This is a genomic window from Moraxella sp. CTOTU46711 (genome assembly GCF_031975715.1).
Lineage (GTDB): Bacteria > Pseudomonadota > Gammaproteobacteria > Pseudomonadales > Moraxellaceae > Faucicola.
Window position 1 is genome coordinate 68,936 of sequence record NZ_DALYMP010000008.1, and the last position, 20,853, is coordinate 89,788.

Annotated in this window: 19 protein-coding genes; 8 read left to right on the plus strand and 11 right to left on the minus strand. The window is 43.7% G+C overall.

Annotated features, from left to right (window positions below; genetic code table 11):
* The first annotated feature begins 27 nt into the window (after nt 1–27).
* Entirely contained in the window at nt 28–1,179 is a 1,152-nt protein-coding gene (locus RTJ53_RS10110; RefSeq protein WP_312276846.1) for a PilT/PilU family type 4a pilus ATPase, read from the plus strand.
* Between the two features lie 71 nt (nt 1,180–1,250).
* On the opposite strand, the gene RTJ53_RS10115 is transcribed toward RTJ53_RS10110, so the two are convergent.
* Nucleotides 1,251–1,787, minus strand: coding sequence for a GNAT family N-acetyltransferase (locus RTJ53_RS10115; RefSeq protein WP_312276847.1), 537 nt, complete (start codon nt 1,785–1,787; stop codon nt 1,251–1,253).
* Between the two features lie 125 nt (nt 1,788–1,912).
* On the opposite strand from RTJ53_RS10115, the gene ribF reads away from it, so the two are divergent.
* From ribF to fkpB, 4 genes are all read left to right on the plus strand, one after another.
* Complete coding sequence (gene ribF, locus RTJ53_RS10120) at nt 1,913–2,926, plus strand: riboflavin biosynthesis protein RibF (protein ID WP_312276848.1); 1,014 nt, start codon at nt 1,913–1,915, stop codon at nt 2,924–2,926.
* 458 nt (nt 2,927–3,384) lie between these two features.
* The gene (gene ileS / locus RTJ53_RS10125; protein WP_312276862.1) at nt 3,385–6,696 is read left to right on the plus strand and encodes an isoleucine--tRNA ligase, N-acetyltransferase domain-containing; all 3,312 of its coding nucleotides are present in this window, start codon (nt 3,385–3,387) and stop codon (nt 6,694–6,696) included.
* A complete protein-coding gene (gene lspA / locus RTJ53_RS10130; protein WP_312276849.1) occupies nt 6,689–7,237 on the plus strand; it encodes a signal peptidase II in 549 nt (182 codons plus the stop codon). Before ileS ends, lspA begins: the two co-directional genes overlap by 8 nt.
* Before the next feature lie 24 nt (nt 7,238–7,261).
* Nucleotides 7,262–7,756, plus strand: coding sequence for an FKBP-type peptidyl-prolyl cis-trans isomerase (gene fkpB / locus RTJ53_RS10135; protein WP_095355898.1), 495 nt, complete (start codon nt 7,262–7,264; stop codon nt 7,754–7,756).
* 89 nt (nt 7,757–7,845) lie between these two features.
* Here the strand turns inward: fkpB and RTJ53_RS10140 are convergent, their stop codons facing one another.
* The 7 genes from RTJ53_RS10140 to RTJ53_RS10170 form a co-directional block, all read right to left on the minus strand.
* A complete protein-coding gene (locus RTJ53_RS10140; protein WP_312276850.1) occupies nt 7,846–8,523 on the minus strand; it encodes a hypothetical protein in 678 nt (225 codons plus the stop codon).
* Between the two features lie 110 nt (nt 8,524–8,633).
* On the minus strand, nt 8,634–9,266 hold the full coding sequence (locus RTJ53_RS10145; protein ID WP_312276851.1) for a hypothetical protein: 633 nt from the start codon (nt 9,264–9,266) through the stop codon (nt 8,634–8,636).
* Nucleotides 9,267–9,472: 206 nt separating this feature from the next.
* Nucleotides 9,473–10,219, minus strand: a complete 747-nt coding sequence (locus RTJ53_RS10150) for a phosphate/phosphite/phosphonate ABC transporter substrate-binding protein (RefSeq protein ID WP_312276852.1) — start codon at nt 10,217–10,219, stop codon at nt 9,473–9,475.
* Entirely contained in the window at nt 10,219–10,713 is a 495-nt protein-coding gene (locus tag RTJ53_RS10155) for a PAS domain-containing protein (protein WP_312276853.1), read from the minus strand. The genes RTJ53_RS10150 and RTJ53_RS10155 overlap by 1 nt, the downstream gene beginning before the upstream one ends.
* An 81-nt stretch (nt 10,714–10,794) precedes the next feature.
* Nucleotides 10,795–11,157: a roadblock/LC7 domain-containing protein gene (locus tag RTJ53_RS10160; RefSeq protein ID WP_007117205.1), complete on the minus strand. Its 363-nt coding sequence runs from the start codon at nt 11,155–11,157 to the stop codon at nt 10,795–10,797.
* 465 nt (nt 11,158–11,622) lie between these two features.
* Entirely contained in the window at nt 11,623–12,501 is an 879-nt protein-coding gene (locus RTJ53_RS10165) for a lysophospholipid acyltransferase family protein (protein WP_312276854.1), read from the minus strand.
* Nucleotides 12,502–12,717: 216 nt separating this feature from the next.
* Nucleotides 12,718–13,716 carry a GNAT family N-acetyltransferase gene (locus RTJ53_RS10170; RefSeq protein ID WP_312276855.1) on the minus strand — a complete coding sequence of 333 codons (999 nt, stop codon included), beginning with the start codon at nt 13,714–13,716 and terminating at the stop codon, nt 12,718–12,720.
* A 411-nt stretch (nt 13,717–14,127) separates the two neighbouring features.
* Between RTJ53_RS10170 and hflX the strand changes: the two genes are divergently transcribed.
* The 3 genes from hflX to htpX all read left to right on the plus strand — a co-directional run bounded on the left by hflX (nt 14,128) and on the right by htpX (nt 18,060).
* Entirely contained in the window at nt 14,128–15,498 is a 1,371-nt protein-coding gene (gene hflX, locus RTJ53_RS10175) for a ribosome rescue GTPase HflX (RefSeq protein ID WP_312276856.1), read from the plus strand.
* Nucleotides 15,499–16,234: 736 nt separating this feature from the next.
* Nucleotides 16,235–16,999, plus strand: a complete 765-nt coding sequence (locus tag RTJ53_RS10180; RefSeq protein ID WP_312276857.1) for a lytic transglycosylase domain-containing protein — start codon at nt 16,235–16,237, stop codon at nt 16,997–16,999.
* A gap of 170 nt (nt 17,000–17,169) precedes the next feature.
* A complete protein-coding gene (gene htpX, locus RTJ53_RS10185) occupies nt 17,170–18,060 on the plus strand; it encodes a protease HtpX (protein ID WP_312276858.1) in 891 nt (296 codons plus the stop codon).
* Nucleotides 18,061–18,197: 137 nt separating this feature from the next.
* Here htpX and RTJ53_RS10190 read toward each other — a convergent pair whose 3' ends face one another.
* The 3 genes from RTJ53_RS10190 to RTJ53_RS10200 form a co-directional block, all read right to left on the minus strand.
* Nucleotides 18,198–18,461, minus strand: a complete 264-nt coding sequence (locus RTJ53_RS10190) for a DUF2789 family protein (RefSeq protein WP_135889117.1) — start codon at nt 18,459–18,461, stop codon at nt 18,198–18,200.
* A 234-nt stretch (nt 18,462–18,695) separates the two neighbouring features.
* Nucleotides 18,696–19,682, minus strand: a complete 987-nt coding sequence (locus RTJ53_RS10195) for a malate dehydrogenase (protein ID WP_135889116.1) — start codon at nt 19,680–19,682, stop codon at nt 18,696–18,698.
* 227 nt (nt 19,683–19,909) lie between these two features.
* Nucleotides 19,910–20,683, minus strand: a complete 774-nt coding sequence (locus RTJ53_RS10200) for a T2 family ribonuclease (protein ID WP_312276859.1) — start codon at nt 20,681–20,683, stop codon at nt 19,910–19,912.
* Between the last annotated feature and the right edge of the window lie 170 nt (nt 20,684–20,853).

Sequence of the window (20,853 nt, forward strand, 5' to 3'; positions counted from 1 at the left end):
TTATAGAACCAATGCGAGGCACCTGTTATGGATTTTGATAAATTACTGCAGCTAATGGTACAAAAAAACGGCTCTGACCTTTTTATCACCGCCGATGCGCCACCATCAATGAAAGTCAATGGTACTATCATGCCAGTCACCAAGTCAGCGCTGACCCCAGAACAATCGATGACGCTGGTCAAAAGCGTGATGACGCCTAGTCAAATCAAAGAATTTGATGAAACCCTCGAATGCCAGTTTGCCATTAGTGACAAACACCAAAACGCCCGCTTTCGTGTTTCTGCCTTTGTCCAAAAAGACTGTGCGGGTATGGTGCTACGTAAAATTGAAACCAAAATTCCGACGGTAGAGCAACTCAATCTGCCGCCGATTTTGAATGAAATTGCCATGAAAAAACGCGGTATCGTGCTACTGGTCGGCGCGACGGGTACGGGTAAATCTACCACGCTGGCGGCTATGATGGGTTACCGCAACGAAAATTCGCGCGGTCATATTATCACCATCGAAGACCCGATTGAATACGTCCATGAGCATAAAGGCTGTATCATCACCCAACGCGAAGTTGGCATTGATACCAAGTCATTTGAAGCAGGATTAAAAAATACCCTGCGTCAAGCGCCTGATGTGATTTTGATTGGCGAGATTCGTACCCGCGAAACCATGGATTATGCCATTCAATATGCCGAAACAGGACACTTGGTCTTTGCTACCCTCCACGCCAACAATGCCAACCAAGCGATTGACCGTATCATTCACTTCTTCGAAGCAGAACATCATGAGCAGATTTTGATGGATTTGTCCTTAAACCTTCGCGCCATTGTGGCACAGCAATTGATTGCCACCCCTGATGGTAAAGGTCGCCGCGCTGCGATTGAAATTTTACTCAATTCGCAACTGATTTGTGATTACATCCGTAAAGGGGAAGTCCACGAAATTAAGCCCGTGATGAAACGCTCTCGTGAACTCGGTATGCAAACCTTTGACCAAGCGTTGTTTGATTTGTATGAAAATGGCGAAATCACTTACCGCGATGCCATCAAACACGCTGACTCACCCAATGATTTACGCCTACTCATTAAGCTGGAGAGTAAATCGGCCAATAAAATTGATGAAAATGAACTAAATTTCTCCCTTCAATCTGATGATAATAGCGCAGCAAATGAAAACGCAATGTTCTAATAACAGGCTATTGTCCACTAATCACAGTAACTGTCTAACACAAACAAGGCTCAGATTGAGCCTTTTTTTATCTAATCTACACTTTTTCCCAAAATCACCACATCAGCAATAAATCCGTTCATATCACAAACTTGCTTAAACTTGCCCCATGTCTCAAATCCTAGCCTATCAAACATCGCAAGGCTCGGTGTATTATGGGCAAAAATCAGCGCAACCACTTGCTGCACGCCACAACTTGGCGCCACTTGGATTAAATAATTGACCAACGCCTTGCCCACGCCTTGCCCCTTGGCTTCCTCTGCCACATAGATACTGATTTCAGTACTGATATGATAGGCAGGACGCGCATATAAATCAGACAAACTACCCCAACCGACGATTTCACCTAAGCTAGTTTCGGAGCTAGTTTCGGAGCTAGTTTGGGCAACCACTAACGGACGATTGCCTGTATGAGCGTCAAACCACGCTTGCCTATCTGCCACACTCACAGACTGTAAATCTGCCGTGGCTTGCTTACCTGCGATACTTTGGTTATAAATTTCAACGATGCGCGGTAAATCATCAATCGTAGCTAGGCGAATACTAAGGTTATGATGCGCTGCAGACATAGCGACTCCAAAATTGAACTAAAAAATGCGGCTAAAATTTGCCGAAAAATCTTATTAGCGCGTATGTTAACAACATTTTTACTTTATAATAAGCGATTTCATAAAATTGATAGTTTGCGATGCTCATGAACGTGATTGACTTATCTGACTGGCTAAAAAATCCAACCCTATTACCTGATTCAGTACTGACGATTGGTAATTTTGATGGTGTGCATTTGGGTCACCAAGCGATGCTGGATAAAGCCAAATCTTTGGCAAAATCTCAGCAACTTGCTAGCATGGTGATGATATTTGAACCACAGCCGCGTGAGTTTTTTAGCCCGCAAACCGCCCCTGCAAGGCTCACCAATTTGGCAGAAAAAACCCAATTGATTGCTGAACACAGTATAGATAGCTTGATTGTGGCAAATTTTGATAATGACTTTCGGAATTTATCGGCTCACGATTTTGCCAAAATGTTGGTCAAGTTAAACGTGAAGCGTTTGGTATTGGGGGATGATTTTCGCTTTGGGCATGACCGCACTGGCGATAGTGAGTTTTTGCGTGCGTTTGGCTTGCCTGTGCAAATTTTGCATACCGTGACCGACCATGCGCATCAAGATGAGCGCGTCAGCTCAACCCGCATTCGAGACTGTTTGCAACAAGGGGACTTGGCAACGGCAAAGCATCTGCTAGGGCGAGATTATGCGATTACTGGCATGGTGGAACATGGCGATAAAATTGGCCGCACACTTGATTTTCCCACCGCCAATATTGCGCTAAACCGCATCAAGCCTGCCCTGCATGGGATTTTTGCGGTGTCGGTGACCGCTACCGATGGCACAGATTTATCAACACTGGGGAAAAATACTCAAACTGGCGTGCAAGGACTTACCAAAGGCAGTTTGTTTGGCGCTTGCAATGTGGGTACTCGCCCTGCGCTAAAAAATAAGTATGGGGTAGAATGGCGACTGGAAGTCAATTTTCCGAAGTTTGATGGGGATTTGTACGGCAAAGAACTGACGGTGACGTTTTTGCATTTTTTACATGGGGAAAAAAATTATGCTGGGCTTGACGCATTAAAACAAGGCATTGCCCAAGACGTGGTGGATTTACTTGACTGGCGCGAGCAGCAAGCCTTTGCAAAATCAATCCCTTAATGACTTTAGCGTGTCAGCCTCCACCCTGCTACTCCTAAGCAACATACTAGGCGCAACCAAGCTAGCCCAATTCTCTGGTTCGGCAGGGGCAAAAACAACTTGCCTATACTTCCTTATACCCTGCGTTGCCATTTGGCATTGACTGTAAATGCTTTAATCTTTGTACGCTGGTGGAAAATTGTATCCTTCCTCAACTATTTTTAGCGTTTTCAACTATCTTTAGCGTTTATAGCTATTTTGGTGAGTGAGATTTTTTTGTGACAAACTTACCAAAATCAAGCATGAGATAAGCCAAACCACGCTTTGTCAATCTGCCAATTTTAACATATAATACCCTGTTATCAATTTTTTACCTTTTGCACTTTTTATAGAATACCGAGAGTTACATGACCGACAACACTGACAATCAGTCAATCGACTATAAAGACACCCTAAACCTTGCCGATACCGTATTTCCCATGCGTGGCGACCTTGCCAAACGCGAACCTAAATGGCTAGAACAATGGTTTGCCGACGATGTGTATGCCCAAATTCGTCGCGCGCGTCAAGGTCGTGAAAAGTATGTATTGCATGATGGCCCTCCCTATGCCAACGGTCAGATTCACTTGGGTCACGTGGTAAATAAAGTGCTTAAAGACATGATTGTCAAATACAAGACGCTTGACGGTTATGACGCGCCGTATGTACCGGGTTGGGATTGTCATGGGCTGCCGATTGAGCAAAAAGTAGAAGGCATTGTCGGTAAAGTGGGTCAACCCCATAAAGACAAAAGTAAAAACGGTGCTATCGTGACGTCAACCGAGTTTCGCGGCGCTTGCCGTGACTATGCCAAAAGTCAAATTGACCTGCAAATGGTCGACTTTAAACGCTTGGGTGTATTGGGTGACTGGGAAAATCCTTATCTGACCATGAACTTCAAGCAAGAAGCTGATACCGTCCGTGCATTGGCAGAAATCTACAAAAACGGGCATATCACTCGTGGTATGAAGCCGGTGAATTGGTGTCTAGACTGCGGTTCGGCGCTCGCAGAAGCGGAAGTGGAATATGAAGATAAAAAATCCGATGCGATTTATGTCGGTTTTGATATCGTCAACCGTGAAGCATTAGCAGCGACTAAAGCGATTGATGGCGCTTTGCAGGCGGTGATTTGGACCACCACGCCTTGGACGTTGCCTGCCAATCAGGCGATTACCGCAAGCTCTGAGCTAGAGTACTCAGTGGTAAAAGTCACGTTTAATAAACAAGCATTTGCTATTCCTACCACGCTTGACACGCCTAATTATTTACTTCGCCGTTTAACCAAAGACGATAAAACCGCTTTACAGGCAAGTGCATCTGACCCTTTGATTTGGGAATCGTTACCGGAAAAACGCCACGAACCTGCCGTATTTGAGCCGTATTTCAAAAAAGCCCTTGAACAAAAAGCCTTTGCGATTGTCGATAAAAAAACCAATAACATTATCGGCACGACCCGTTTTTATGATGATAATGTTGCAGAAAATTCGATTGCCATTGGCTACACCTTTTTGACCCGTGAGTATTGGGGATCAGGGGCCAATGCTGAAATTAAATCGGCGATGCTAAGTCACGCCCAACCGCAGCGAGAAACAATTTGGTTTCATGTTGCCCCCGATAATCAGCGTTCGGCTAAAGCGTTAGAAAAAATTGGCGCAACTTATCACAAAACTGCTGACAACGGTTTAGGCGAGCGCTTGTTTTATCACATGGCAGGCGAAAAGCCACAGGCGAAAATCAGCCATTTGATTGTCGCTTATAATTTAGTTCCGCATTTAATGAGTGTGTTTAACGCCAAAGAATACAGTGTGTTGGCGACCGTGAAAGGCGATGCGTTAACCGTACTTAAAGCCCAGCATCCACTGATTGCCGAGCGCCAAGTGCCGATTATCACAGGCGACCACGTGACAGCGGATAGCGGTACGGGTTTGGTACACACTGCGCCTGCGCACGGTGTCGATGACTATATGGTCGGTCAAAAATTTCACTTGCCCACCGAAAACCCAGTCGCAGGTAACGGCGTGTATTTGCCTGAAGCCAAAGTTTTTGTCGGCGAGCATATTTATAAAGCGCAACCAAAAATTATCGAAACGCTCAAAGCCAGTGACCATTTGCTTAAGCATGACGTGATTACTCACAGCTATCCGCATTGCTGGCGACACAAAACGCCGATTATTTTCCGTTCAACGCCCCAATGGTTTATCAACATGGAAAGCCAAGGTCTACGTGAGCAGGCGTTGACCGATATTCCAAAGGTGGTATGGACGCCAAGTTGGGGACAAAATCGCATCGAATCGATGATGCATGGTCGCCCAGATTGGTGTATCAGCCGCCAACGTACTTGGGGCGTGCCGATTGCCTTTTTCATCCACAAAGACACGGGCAATTTGCACCCAAATACGGCTGAGCTGATGGAAAAAGTCGCGCAAGTGATTGAGCAAGGTGGTGTGGAAGCATGGTTTGATGCCGCGGCTGAAGACTTTATCGGGGATGATGCTAAAGCGTATCAAAAATCGACCGATACGCTAGACGTGTGGTTTGACTCAGGGTCAACCAATTTTGCCGTGCTCGCCAATCGTCCTGACTTAGCCAATCCTGCGGATTTATACCTTGAAGGCTCTGACCAACATCGGGGTTGGTTCCAGTCGTCGCTTTTGGTGAGTGAAGCGATTTATGGTCGTCCACCGTACAAGCAAGTGTTGACGCACGGGTTTACCGTAGATGCCAAGGGCTATAAACTATCAAAATCCAAAGGCAATACCAAAGGCTTTGAGCCGCAAGAACTTGCCAATAAATATGGTATTGATATCGTGCGTCTATGGGTCGGCTCAAGTGACTACCGTTACGAGATGGCAGTATCGACTGAAGGCTTTGCGCGCACTACCGATATGTATCGCCGTATTCGTAACACCATTCGTTTTTTACTGGCGAATACAGACGACTTTGACCCAGCGACCGACATGGTGGATGCTAGCAATTTGGTCAGCCTTGACAAGTATATTTTAAAACGCGCTGAGGCGGTACAAGCTGATATTCGCCAATCTTATACCAACATGGATTTTCACCAAGTGTGTCAAGCGGTGGTGGGTTTTTGTTCACAAGATTTGGGCGGTTTTTATTTAGACATCATTAAAGACCGTCAATACACCACCAAAGCCAATGGTGAAGCGCGCCGTTCAGCACAAACTGCGATTTATCATATTGCCCATGCGTTACTGCGCTGGATTGCACCGATTTTGTCGTTTACCGCACAAGAAGCGTGGGAAATCTTAAAAGGTCCGCATACAAGCAATGGCTACATCTTTACCGAGGAATGGTATGAATTCCCGCCAGTGGTATTAGATGACGTGAGCGAATCGGATTGGCAAGCGATTTTGAATGTCAAAGAAACCGTCAACAAAGCTTATGAAATTGCGCGCACCGATAAAGTGATTAACGCCAATTTATCGGCTAATGTCACCGTGTATGCACCAGATACTACCATGGCGTCACTCAATCGATTAGGCGATGAACTCAAATTTGTGTTGATTTCAAGCCAAGCTAATGTAGCGGCATTAACCAACCAACCAAGCGATGTGACCTATACCGATGAAGACAGCCAAGTTGCGGTAGTGGTCAAGCCTGCCACGGGTGAAAAATGTATCCGCTGTTGGCACATTCGCGAGGATATCGGCATCAATCCTGCCCATCCAGAAATCTGTGGTCGCTGCGTCGAGAACGTCGAAGGTCAAGGCGAGGTGCGTCATTATGCCTAACACCCAGGCAACGACTGCTGCCACTCATTCATCCACTACCCTACCCATCAATGGCAATAAAGCCATGATGTGGTATGGTATTGCGGTTTTGGCAATAATTATCGACCAACTCACCAAGTTGTACTTTGAGCACAACTACCAACTGTACCAAACCACGGCGATTATTGAGCCGATTTTTAACTTTACCCTTGCCCACAACCATGGCGCGGCGTTTAGTTTTTTGGCAGATAAAGGCGGCTGGCAAAAATGGCTGTTTAGCGGACTGGCACTGGCTGTTTCCCTTGGCATCATGGCGTATCTACGTAAAATACCCCAACAAGCCAAATTATTGGCTTTGGGTTTGTCATTGGTGATGGCGGGCGCTTTGGGCAATTTGATTGATCGGGTACGTCTGGGCTATGTGATTGACTTCTTGCATGTGCACTATGGCGATGCTTGGCATTTCCCGATTTTTAATATCGCTGATGTGGCGATTAATATTGGCGTTGCGTTGATTTTAATCGATGCGTTTTTATTAGAATCCAAACGTAAAACCCCTTAAATTTTTAGATGGATGAACAACCGCATGAATCATGACATTATTACGCCAAATGAACAAACCCGCATCACTCAAGACTCAACCGTTGATTTGCATTTTGAGGTCAGCTTAGAAAATGGCACTGTCATCGACTCAACCTTTGAGCGTGGCGAACCTGTTCGCTTGGTGGTGGGTGATGGCAGTCTGCTTGAAGGGTTTGAGAAGGTACTTATCAACTTGACAGCGGGTGACACGCGCACCGCATCGCTATCGCCTGAAGAAGCGTTTGGTGAATGGAACCCTGACAACGTACAGACTTTTAGTCATGCGCAGTTTGCCGTGACGGGCAATTTGCCTGAAGTCGGTACCATGATGGAATTTGAAGATAAAGGCAAAACCACGCTGGTGGGTGTGGTCAGTGACGTCACTGAAGACGCCATCAAAGTGGATTTTAACCATCCATTGGCAGGTCAAAACATACTGTTTAAAGTGCAGATTTTTAGAGTGACGCCCAAAGACAGTAAAGGTATCACACTAAGCTGACATGAAGCTGAATGGAAGTTTTCAATAAAAAACCCTGACAATAAAAAAACCGCTGATTAACTCTCAGCGGTGTTATTTTTTACAATCTATCAATTAACCGTTTGGGTATCATCGTCTGCCGCATCACCTTGTTTAGCGTCTGATTGTTCTGCCAGTCTTGCACGCTGCTCAAAACGTTCGCCCGTCGCTTTAATACCCCACACCAATTCCACAAAAGCGCGGTTATTGATGAGCGGCTCATCTTCGATAATCAAGAAATAGCCCGTTTTATTAATCCATAAAAACACAATACTGGTATTGGGCATCAACATATCAATACTGGTAAAAAATGACACCCCATAGCCATGTACCGCCCAACCGCGCTGCTGTTGGCGTTCTAAAAAGCCATAAAAATCGGCGGCGGCTACCGATAGCGTATCTGCTTCTTGCTGACTAAAGCCCATTTTTGCTAGACAAAAGCCTTCATCTGATGCAATTGCGACTCGGCGACTACCTGATAGACTCGCTGCTACATATTTTAAAAAGTTATCCAACTGCACGTGCGGAGCGACCACCCGCTTTTCAATGGTCTCAATCCAACCTTCTTCGATAAACATATCTAGCCAAGTGTCACTATAACGCTCACCCCATTCCCGTGCCGTCATACTTTGTTCAGGTGCGAGCACCGCTTGCAAGGCTAGTTGCTGCTCTGAGGGATTGGCGCTTGAAAAACCATGCAATACCCCGGCAGGCGTTAAAATTACATAGGTGTCGTTTTGTTCTGGCATGGTGTTTTCCTTAAATTTTATAGACGGCAAAAGTAATGTTTTATGATAGGGTTGGTAAATGCAAAAGCTCATTCATTGGTTGGGCTGCTAAATTATCGATTCGGTTAAGGTTAAGCGGCTTGCTTGGCAAAATATTCTTTGGTCTCAAGCCATTTGTCATTAAAATCCCATTTGTTTTTTGACATTTCCCACCAAACCATACTAAATGCCAATCGGTCATGACAAACAAGACAATGGTTAAAGAATTCTTCTTCGATTTCGGCAATTTGCTCGGCTTGGTCTTCAGGGTCGTCGTCGTCTTCCATGATATCTAATAACGCAGCAATCGTCGTTTGTGCCACTACTTTTGAGTCATCGCTAGATACACGCAGCTGGTGTTGATAAGTGACTATTGAAGGTGATACCAATACGCTCCAGCGCGTGGCAAGATTGCTAACTCTAAACACATACTCACCATGATTGACGCATTGGTCAAACCCTTGCAGCAGCGTTGGCGTTAGTTTTTCTCTGACTTGGTTGAGCATACGGTCACCAAAATAGGGCACGTCAAACCAACAACCATAAAACATATCGGCTAACGCACCTTGCAACGGCTCTTTTTCATCAAGCTCCATCGCTGCCATGATGCGACTGGTGTGGATATCCATGTTCATCGGTTGGTCAATCACTTGTCGACTATAGAGACGAAAACTAAGCCAATGTTTTTGAAATTTTCTACGATTACGATTCGACAATGAATACATGCTGATTCCTCAAAAAATTAGCCTAATTATATAAAAAGTTATGTGACACGGGTGAGGTATTAATGACTAGCGCTGTGAAAAACTGCCGCATTTATCCCCTACTATACTATTAAAACCGATTGCAATCAAAATGCTTCAGCATAAAAAAAGCGCAACTCCATCTAAACATGAATTGCGCTGTTGGGCAAGATGACAAGCTTGACTGATTAATCCAATAAGGTATCCATTAAATCAATCATGAACTCGCCGTCTTCTTGGGTCATCGGCTCAAAACCGTCACTCATCCCCAGTTCTTGTAAGACTTGTTCACCCTCTGCGGTGTCTTTTAAGCTTAATAAGGCATCGATAAATGGCTGACTGTCGGCAAAACTCTCTTTAACCAGTAGCACATGGCTGATATCGCTCAAATCACTTTCAATCAATACCTGCATCTGCGATAAAGTCAAGCGTGACAAGCTATGATAAACTTCTGATAAAAAGAATGCCGCATCGGCTTCGCCTTTAATCAAATTGCGCGCAGCGGCTTGGTAAGTCTCGGTAACTTTCCAAGTAATGTCCGTTTCTAACAAATCCACGGCTTCTAGCAGACGAAGCCCAATCAGTTTGACATCACGGTTGTCTGCCATGGCAATGGTGCAGCCTGCTTTTAAATCATCAAGTGCTACAATGCCGCTATCGGCTTTTGCAGCAATCACCATTTCATCAGATTTGCCCAGTGGACGCGCCACCGCGCGATAACCCTGCTCCCGAATCATTGTCGCTGCATCAAAGGGATTGGCATAGATAATATCCACGTTTTGCGCTTGGATTAAGTCGTTTTGTTCATGCGCAGACGCGGGTGTCAGTAAGTGAATGTGAATGCCGGATTTTTTTTGTAGCAGTGTATTGAGCATATGCCACCCTGCAAAACGCTCAGGCGCGAAGTCAGGCGCAATGAGTAAATTAATTGTCATTAGGCTTGCTCCTCTAGCATTTTGCGATACAGTGCTTCAGCTTGCGCGATTTTGCTGCGTGATGGTTTGCGTCGTACCGAGGTATAGCCAACCGTTTCGCCATGGCGGATATTGGGCACAGCTGTCGCATACACCCAGTAGTAGCTACCATCTTTGCACAAGTTTTTGACATAGCCATGCCATTTTTTGCCCGCTTCGACTGTTTGCCACAAGTCTTTAAAGGCGGCTTTTGGCATTTGTGGATGTCGCAAAATATGATGCGGCGCGCCAATTAATTCATCACGGCTATAGCCACTGATATCCACAAAGGCGTCATTAGCGTGGGTGATAATGCCATCTAAATCCACGCGTGAAACGATAAGTTTGCCATCTGGGTAAGGTAGCTCGTTTTCGGTGGTATAAACGACACGACTTAAGCCATCTGAGTAAGTCAGACGATGCGCTGTGGCATCGCCAACCGGTTGGTCCATATCGGGTAATTGTACAGATTTCATTACCTCTCCTTATAAATTTTTGATTGAGTCATGGTTGCTAATATTAGTGATTGGCTGACAAAGTTAAGCTCTTTGTAAGTTTTAGATAAGTTTTGATAAGGCTTCAGCCGCACGCTTCATATCCAAGAACACCAGACCCAATTTGGCATTTGGTTTGGTCAAAATGGTCAATACCGCTTCTGTACCCGATGCAGACATAATCACATAGCCTTTTTCGCCTTGCACCATGACGCGCTCGATACTGCCACGCGCTAGTTCTCGACCTGCACGGTCACCGAGCGATAGTAGCGCGGCTGACATCGCACCGACACGGTCTTCATCAATGCCCGCTGGTAAGGCTGACGCAATCATCAAACCATCGGTTGAAATCAACGCAGAGGCTTCTACATCCGCTGAAGAACTGTTTAGGTCATTTAAGATTTGTTGGAACATATCGGTACGCATATCAAGAACCTTTTTAGTAAACAAATTTAGAGGGTTAGTGAAAAAATTTAGGGGTTAATGAAAAAATTTACGGGACAAAATAACCACAAGCTTGCACTCATTTAACCGGTATTAAACTCACTTGTCATTGTGGCGGGCAAAGTGTAAAAATAATGGTGCAAAAATAATCGTATAAAAATAACCGTGCTCAAATAGATAACAAACGTTGTCCAGTGACGATTTGATTAAGCGTCGCGCATGGGTAATTTATGTAGGTTAACGGTTCAACCGCTGTAGCGACTATTCAATCGCAAGTGATTGTCATATAACGTTTTGTTGGACATATGATAACAGATTTGATGAAATTTTTACATTTTATTACAATACAATGAGACTGAAAAATTTTAGTGAGCGTCTATGACATTCACATAAAAAAAGCCAAGGCGATGACAGCTTGGCTTTTACAGTTAACAATAACCTTAACGATTAAGGTTTTTTAGCGTGAAGTACTTGTTGGTGCAAACGCGCCAGTCCATCCACCATGGAGTGCTGCAAGATAGCGGTAATTTCGTTTCGAGTTTTACCCGCAGGGTCAATGGCTGGTAACGGCAACACATAGGCTTTGGCAGGGCGGTTATCAAGGACACGTTTGACGCTATCTATCAAGCCTATATCGCCATAATACGGAATGTTTTGATCAAGTTCGCCATCTTGATTGACATAGCAAATCACAATCGGTTGAATAAGCACTTGGCTATCCATCGCAGACTGTAACAAGTTGCCATATATACGTTTAATCGCTGTACCGTCTGTGGTGGTCGCTTCTGGGAAGAAAACCACGGGTGAGCCTTGTGATAAAAACTCACTCATCTGCTCACTGATTTTGCTGGTATCACCCGAACCGCGCTGGATAAATAAAGTGTGGGCGGTGGTCGCCATCCAGCCAATCACCGGCCAATTCGCGATTTCGGCTTTGGACAAAAAGAAGGTCGGTACAATACTACCCACCACAGGGATATCTAGCCAAGAGATATGGTTGCTCGCCCACAACGCGTGATGCGTCGGTATTGGCTCAAGTGCAGTCACCTCAATGCCTAACGATTTGAGCGATTTTTTACAGAATTTTTGAATCAGTTGGATGATTTGCTGATTATCGGGATTTGATGTGTGGCTAATATGCCACGCATAGCCAACCCCTGTTTGAATCGCTGCCATTAAATTTACAACGCGTTTGCTGCGTTGCCACTGGGTCGCCAAATTCTTTTTACTATAGGTAGCAGGTTGTCGCAGTTGTTTTGCTGTTTCGCTAAGTAGGCTGCTGATCGTCAGCGCCGATGGCGCGGTTTTACGGTTAGATTTTTGCATAAGGTAAATATGTGAGTGAAAAATTGTGGATATAGTATAGCAAATTATTGGTCACACGGCTTACTGCGTCTGTTTGAGTTTTAGCAATAACCCAATACCAATCCCTAAGTAACAATAACCGAGTAATAATAACTAAGTATCAATCACTCAATAACAGTGACCAAACCCGGTTTATCTTGGTTAAGATTATCACCTTTGCCTTTTTCAATAAACAAGTTAGTGCAAATAGTGCTGATAGCGCGGTTTGACTTGTTCAAACGGCAACCAAACAAACACATCGGCACAGTCAAACTCAGGATCATAACAAGCCGCTGCGCCAAGACTACAGCCCATTTTGACGTACATTTTTAACAGCGCTGGCAAGGCAAAATTTTGCGGATTCGCCAAGTCCACATCAGCCACTTGCGCCAAGTCGATAGCAGATAATTTGTCTTCTGGCAATTTACGGGTCACTTTGACATCTAGTTTGGTGCTATCAAGCTGATAATCTAACCAGTTTTGCACGTTGCCCTCTTCCATCGGAACTGAGGCACAGCCCATAAACGCATTGACATTGTAAGCTTTGGCGACTGCCGCGATGGATTCCCACAAATGATTAATCGTGGTAATACCGCGGTAATCTGGATGTACACAGGTACGACCGATTTCTAGCACATTATACGGGTAATCATCGAGCAAGCGACCCAGTCTAAACTCATGCTCGCTATAAAACTGCCCAGCTTTTATCGCGCCGTTTTTATCGAGTAAGCGGGTGGTTGCCACCGCGAGTGGCTGCCCAAAGCTATCTTGTTTGGTTTCGTCATACACCACCACATGGGTGCAATAATTATCAAAATCATCCCGATCTAGCGGCTGCTCTGAGCTTGGGTGAAATCCCGCAAAACTTACTGAAAATGCTTGGGTAAAGGTCAAAGTGCGTAGGCGCTGGGCATTGAGTAAATGCTGCTCGGTTTGTAGCGAAAACTTATCCTCACTCACGTTAATAATCACTGAATTAAATAACGGGCGTTGGCGGGTACTTGGGCGGCTAAGCGTTGGCTTCACCAGCGGTACTAGCGTCTCTACCACAGCCATATCAGTAAAATTATGTGCCAGCAACTGCGCAATCAACTGGGTATTAAAAAGACTATCAACAGGATAAGTGGCGATATCTTCGTATAATTTGGCGCCGTTATTTTGTTCTACAAAATTAGTTTGTTCTACAAAATCAGTCATCTTACTGTTACCTATGGTAGTTTTTGCTATGGCATTAGCCAGCCGCTGAGCGAAAAATGCCTTAGCTTGTCATTGACTCATTCTCAAAGCTACAAAGTCGCCATCATCTGATTGGATGGTCAGTCAGTCTGCATAAGGTCAGTATGCGTGACACCAATGTCGTTTCAATGACGTTTTCATGGCAAAACCATGACCAAACCTGCGCCTTTATCCCCGTTTTAAGTTACTAATTGTAAATTTGACTAAAAGTTCTGCAAAAAAACCTTATATTGATATACATAATCCATCTATCGTGTCTAGCGCTTTTCTAACGCCGCTATCGACTATTTAAGCGAATGTTTAACTTAATAGACTTAGATAATATATTTAGATATAGACACATTTTTACACTCACAACGAAAGGATAAATCATTGGAGTATTTTGAGCGTTATGAAGGTGGTGAAAAAGCCATCTTAGTCCATTTAAATATTACCCATCTCAATGACCCAGACGATTTGGAAGAATTTGAATTGCTGGTGGATTCGGCAGGGGCACAAAAACAAGCCTTGGTCACAGGTACGCGGTCTAAGCCTGACGCCAAATACTTTGTGGGTACGGGCAAAGCTGAAGAAATTGGGGAACTTGTCAAACAATATGAGGCAGATATTGTCATTTTTAACCACAGTTTGACCCCATCGCAGGAACGCAATATTGAGCGCTTGGTGCAGTGCCGTGTGCTTGATAGAACGGGTCTTATTTTGGATATTTTTGCCCAGCGTGCGCGAACCTATGAAGGTAAACTGCAAGTTGAACTTGCCCAGCTTAATCACTTAGCGACTCGCTTGGTACGCGGCTGGACGCACTTGGAACGCCAAAAAGGCGGTATTGGTCTGCGCGGTCCAGGTGAAACCCAGCTTGAAACCGATAGACGCTTGTTACAAGTGCGTGTCGGGCAGCTCAAAGCTAAGCTTGATAAGGTCAAACAAACCCGCGCGCAAGGTCGTGCCAAACGCCAAAAATCCTCGGTACCGACAATTTCATTGGTAGGTTATACCAATGCGGGTAAATCAACCTTATTTAATACCCTGACCCATGAAAACATCTATGCCGCCAATCAGCTATTTGCGACGCTTGATCCGACGCTACGGAGTGTGTCATGGTCGGGCGTCGGTAAGGTGGTACTTGTCGACACGGTCGGTTTTGTTCGTCATTTGCCGCATGAGCTAGTGGAAGCCTTCCATGCCACGTTAGAAGAAACCTTAGAAGCAGATTTATTGCTGCATGTCATTGATAGTCACCGTGAAGACATGCATGAGCAAATCGCTGCGGTACAATCTGTGTTAGCGGAAATTGATAATCAAGTGCCCGTGCTAAATGTGTTTAATAAAATTGATCTCACAGGTGAGCCGCCGCACATCGGTTATAGTGATAAAGCCAATCCCAATCGGGTGTATGTCTCTGCCCATGAGGGGTTAGGTATCGAGCAACTTACCCTTGCCGTGCAGCAGCTATTGGTAGGTCAATTACAGCGGTTTGAATTAACCTTACCGGCCAATTTTGGACAATTGCAACACGAACTGCATAAGTTAGAAGTGATTGAAGACCTCAGCTATGATGAAACGGGTCAAACCAAACTGACTGCCATGATGTCGGTGGATAAGCTTAAGCAGTTGTTGGGTGAGTTTGGTATCGCCCCTGAGGAAGTGTTGTCGCAAGCCCAAACCAAACTGCTTGCGCCAGTACTTGAGCCATTTGAACAACTACTACAGCAGCAACCATTGGATACCGCCAACGAAACATAGTTTTTTAACCATTGACACCATCAGACCTGTATCAAAATTTAAGTTGGTGCAGGTTTTTTTTGACTGAATAAATGACCGTAAAGCCCGATAAACTGCGCTTATTGACCATAAGTTGCTTAAATCTTAAAAATATATTCGTCAATTTGTCATTCTTTTGTCATGTCGCCCATTACGCTATCAGATTTTTTTCAGTTATTTTGGGGGTTATTTGAGTTTATTTTTTATCAATATCAAACATTTAGGTTATTTTCCCCAATTTATGTGGATAACCATGTGGATAACTTCTGACTTGACAACAATAAACCGCATATCACTATAGGTTATCTCTAAATTGGTTATTTTTTAACCAATTATTTTAGTTATATAAATCATAGAGTTATAATTTTTTGCAAAGTGCAAGCAAAAAATTTTACTTTTTTTTTAAGATTTAAGGCTTGAAAATCTGATAATTTTTATGGCTAAAAATTTTGAACCCTTGTCTTTCTAATCCGTAGCATCCCACTAAACAGCTTGATAAGTTTCTTGGCAATTTATTCCCTTATTTCCCCTTATCTGATTTTTTGTAAACTTTAACCAGTTTTTGACAGATTTATGGTATATTTCATGCCAATTATTTTATAATATTGTTATCAAATGTCATTGAAACATAACGAATTTTATCTTTTTATGTCGTTTTAAAGCATTACGCTAATCTCTAATTCTGAAATATTGTCAAAAATTTTACATAGGTATATTTATGGTATTGTTTGCAAAGAAACCTCGCCTAGCCTATTTGCTATCGGCTTCCCTATTGTCATTGGGTGGTTTGGCAAGTATGGATGCAGCGAACGCTGGCAATATGTATGTGTTTAAAGATAGCAATGGTCAGGTGCTGTTGACCAATGTAGTCAGCAACAACCGCCCTGCAGGAAATAATTTCCAAAATTTTACCAAAAAAGTCAAAGTGACTTATTACGCGGATACCAATGTGCATAGTTATAGCAATTGGGGCGCCAATGAAGCTGCAGTAGCTGCCAGTGCACGTGGCAACAAGAATAGCTACGATAGCATGATTGTGGCTTCTGCGCTGCGTCATGGGGTTGACCCTGCATTGATGAAAGCCATGATGCATACTGAATCAGGTTTTAATCCCAACGCACGCTCACCTGTTGGGGCGCAGGGGTTAATGCAATTAATGCCTGCGACAGCTAGACGGTTTGGTGTGTATAACGCTTGGAACCCTTCCGAGAACATCGAAGGCGCGGCAAAGTATTTGAAATTTTTACAAAACCGTTTTGGTAATATTCAGCATGTGATAGCGAGCTATAATGCCGGTGAAGGCAACGTCAGTAAATACGGGGGTATTCCCCCATTTCGTGAAACCCGTGACTACGTACAACGTGTGTTAAGCCGCTACAACAACTTATATCGCAATGACCCCAATCTGCGCTCTAGCACTAGCAGCAATGGCTTTCAAAATGTTAGCTACAATTCCGCAAACTCTTATACGATTGTCCGCTAACAACCATGTCTATAAGCCCAAAGCCAGTCTAATACTGGCTTTTTTTATGTTACAAATTTATGCCACTTTTCCCTTTAATTTGTTGCATTAAACGCTATTATACTAAATATCATAGTCGACTCAGTGTTGATAAGTATATTTAATCGTTTGATTGTCTTTAGGAAACCGTCATGTTACGAATTGGCTTATTTCTTTTAACTAACCTAGCAGTAATGGTGGTGTTTGGTATCGTCATGAACGTCATCGCGCCAATGCTAGGGTTCAATTTGGGCGGCACAGGCACGACTAGCCTGTTGGTGATGTGTTTTATCTACGGTATGATAGGGTCTTTTGTATCGCTGTTGATGTCAAAATGGTTGGCAAAACGCTCTACAGGTACGCAAGTTATTGAACAGCCTGCTACCCAGTTGGAAGTTTGGCTGGTCGAAACGGTTCGCCGTTTGGCGCAAAACGTCAATATTGATATGCCAGAAGTGGGTATCTTTGATAATCCGTCACCCAATGCCTTTGCGACAGGTTGGAATAAAAACAAAGCTTTGGTTGCGGTATCGACTGGTCTACTACAATCGATGAACCAAGAAGAAGTCGAAGCGGTACTTGCCCATGAAATTGGTCACGTTGCCAATGGTGATATGGTGACCTTAGCGCTTGTTCAAGGGGTGGTTAACAGCTTTGTGATGTTCTTTGCGCGTATTGTGGGTTTATTTGTAGATCAGGCGGTATTTAAAAATGACAGCAATTCACCTGGCATGGGCTATTACATTACCAGTATGGTATTAGATATTGTGTTTGGTATTGCCGCGCAAGCAGTGGTCATGTGGTTCTCTCGTTATCGTGAATACCGTGCTGATGAAGCAGGCGCGCGTTTGGCAGGTAAATACAACATGATTGCTGCCTTAGAAGCGTTAAAACCTGCCAGCCAGCATCCCGACTATATGCCACAAGGCATGAAAGCCTTTGCCATTAATGAAGGTAAAGGGGGCTTTAGTTTTGCGCAGTTATTTGCCAGCCACCCTTCCCTTGATGACCGTATTGCCCATTTACAAAAATTGGCTTCGTAATTATTTTGACCACTTGTTTTAACAATGTAAAAAACCCAATCAGTGATTGGGTTTTTTAGTTAGTTTTTAATATATATTGGGTTTTTTAGTTAGTTTTTAATATATTTAGAAAATACCTTTGACAGTAATAAAATGACTTATTTGGTCAGTTTTTGTGCATCCATGGCATCTTTGTGTAGACGGGTATTGAGCTCATCGATGATTTCAATCCAACCTGCATCTGCGCGGTATTCATCTTTTAAAAATTTACGTTGGCTGTCACTCCAAAAAGGCGCATCGCTCAGCTCGAGTGATTGAGGCAATTGATTTTCTTGAATAAATTGTTCAACCGCGGCATCATCGCCATCCATACCCATTTGCTCAAACAACATATTAATGTTTCTTTCGCCATCTGTCATCATTGTGGTTCTCCTAGTACTCTAAAAAGTATTAATGGTTATTGTAATGTCATTATTTTTTAGCACTATTTTTATTTAAAAATTGTCAAAAAAGCGCCATGGGTTATTTCTACTGTCAGACCATTGTAGCCAAAATTGGGTAAAAAAAATGTGATTTGATTGTATAGTGTGGTTATTTCATGTAAAAAAACCAGCCTAATGAGACTGGTTTTTTTCGGTTAAAATATTCTAACCTAATTAGTTAGGAAGTAAGTGGCTTACCGCATCACGCTCTTCAGCCAATTCAGTTTCAGTGGCTTTCATTTTTTCTTGTGAGAAAGCCGATGAAACGTCTAGCCCTTCAACGATTTTCCAATCGCCATTTTGGCAAGTACATGGGAATGAATAGATAAGACCTTTTTGGATACCATATTCACCGTTTGAGTAAACACCCATAGACACCCAATCATTCTCATCGGTGCCTAGGGCCCATGAACGAATGTGCGCAATGGCAGCGTTTGCAGCAGATGCCGCTGATGAGGCACCACGTGCTTTAATGATGGCAGCGCCACGTTGTTGTACGTTAGGAATATAAGTACCTTCGTACCAATCACGTTGTACTTGCTCTAGGGCAGGTTGACCTTTTACCGTAGTGAAAGTCAAATCTGGGTACTGGGTTGAAGAGTGGTTACCCCAAATGATCATTTTTTTGATGTCATTCACAGTAGTTTCAGTTTCTTCTGCCAATTGCGCCATACCACGGTTGTGGTCAAGACGTGTCATCGCTGTAAAGTTACGTGGGTCTAGGTCTGGGGCATTGCGCTGTGCGATTAAGGCATTGGTGTTGGCTGGGTTACCCACAACCAATACTTTGACAGTACGGCTAGCGTTGTCATTTAACGCTTTACCTTGTGCAGAGAAGATGGCGGCGTTGGCTTCTAGCAAATCTTTACGTTCCATGCCTGGTCCACGAGGACGGGCACCCACCAGTAGGGCATAGTCCGCATCTTTGAACGCAACGTTAGCGTCATCAGTTTGTACGACGCCCGCTAGCAATGGGAATGCACAATCTTCAAGTTCCATTACCACACCTTTTAAGGCTTCTAAGGCTGGCGTGATTTCTAATAATTGTAAAATGACAGGTTGGTCTTTACCTAACATATCACCCGATGCGATACGAAATAATAATGAATAACTGATTTGACCAGCAGCACCAGTCACCGCAACACGAACAGGCTGTTTCATTGAAAGCTCCTATTATGATAAGTACAAGATCCTTTGCAAAAGCAAGGCAGTGAAAAAAGCAGAAAAAGTTGTCTAAAAAAGCCTGCCTAGTTTATCACTTGTCACCATCAAAGACCATAAATTTATGGGGTCAATTGTCGGGTGAGCTTGACAATTATGGGTTGAAGTGAGGCAAAGAACAATATAAAAAACGCTTAAACCTAAGCAAAAATTGATACTGCCATTTCTCAATAATTACCATCAATCAAAAATTGACTGGGACAGGTATAAGAGCGTGTGGCACATTGGGCAAAACGTCCGTTGTTGTCGTAGCACACGTTAATATAGGTCAGTACAGATTGACCTGCACTATTTTTTTGACAGAAAAAATTAAACGAGTTTGGCTTCATGCCAGGGTTTAAAGATAACAATTGACGGCTCAAGCCACTGGACGCAAATCGATAACTGCGACCGCTACTGAGTTCTTTTGGAAGTTTTAATTGACTGGCAAGCGAGGTAATGGTGCGAAAATAATTAGCGGTACTTAGACCACTGCAGCGACCATACTGCTGCCAAATATTTTTGCGAATATTACCGTCTGGAATGACTTTTGAGGTAAGATTTTCTTGCAGTGGCGACATGCTGTAGCGACTATTACTACAAGACTGGTTCGCCACTCGATAAAAATTCACCGTCATCGGATTGCCTTCGATACATTGGCGAAGATTACCCACGTAGGGGTTGAGCTTGCAAATGGCAGGGGATAATTCCACCCCTAAAACACTATCAGCATGGGCAGCTGAGGTTGCTATAGTACCCATTACCGCCAAGCAGCTGAGTGACAAGTAGCCACTAAACTTTGCGCTTTTTTGATGACTTGAGTTGATAACTAAACTCGCTAAATTTGCCGTCGCCTCATCTTGAAACTTTGCTCTAAACTTTAACGACGCCAATTTGGTAGTGTGTGAAACCGTGTGCCAGTTGGTAAAATCGAGTAATTTTTTTAGACAAGATGATAGCATAGCAATTAAACCAAATAGTCGATGATTAAAAACAAGCAGGTTGCTTTAACGTTTACAGTGAGCTTTTAAATTTATAGTAAGCTTTTAAAATAGAAGTGATAAAAATGGTCATTGACTTATTAACCGAAGTTACGCACCGCTAATAGCCTTAAGCTGGGCAAAAGCCGACT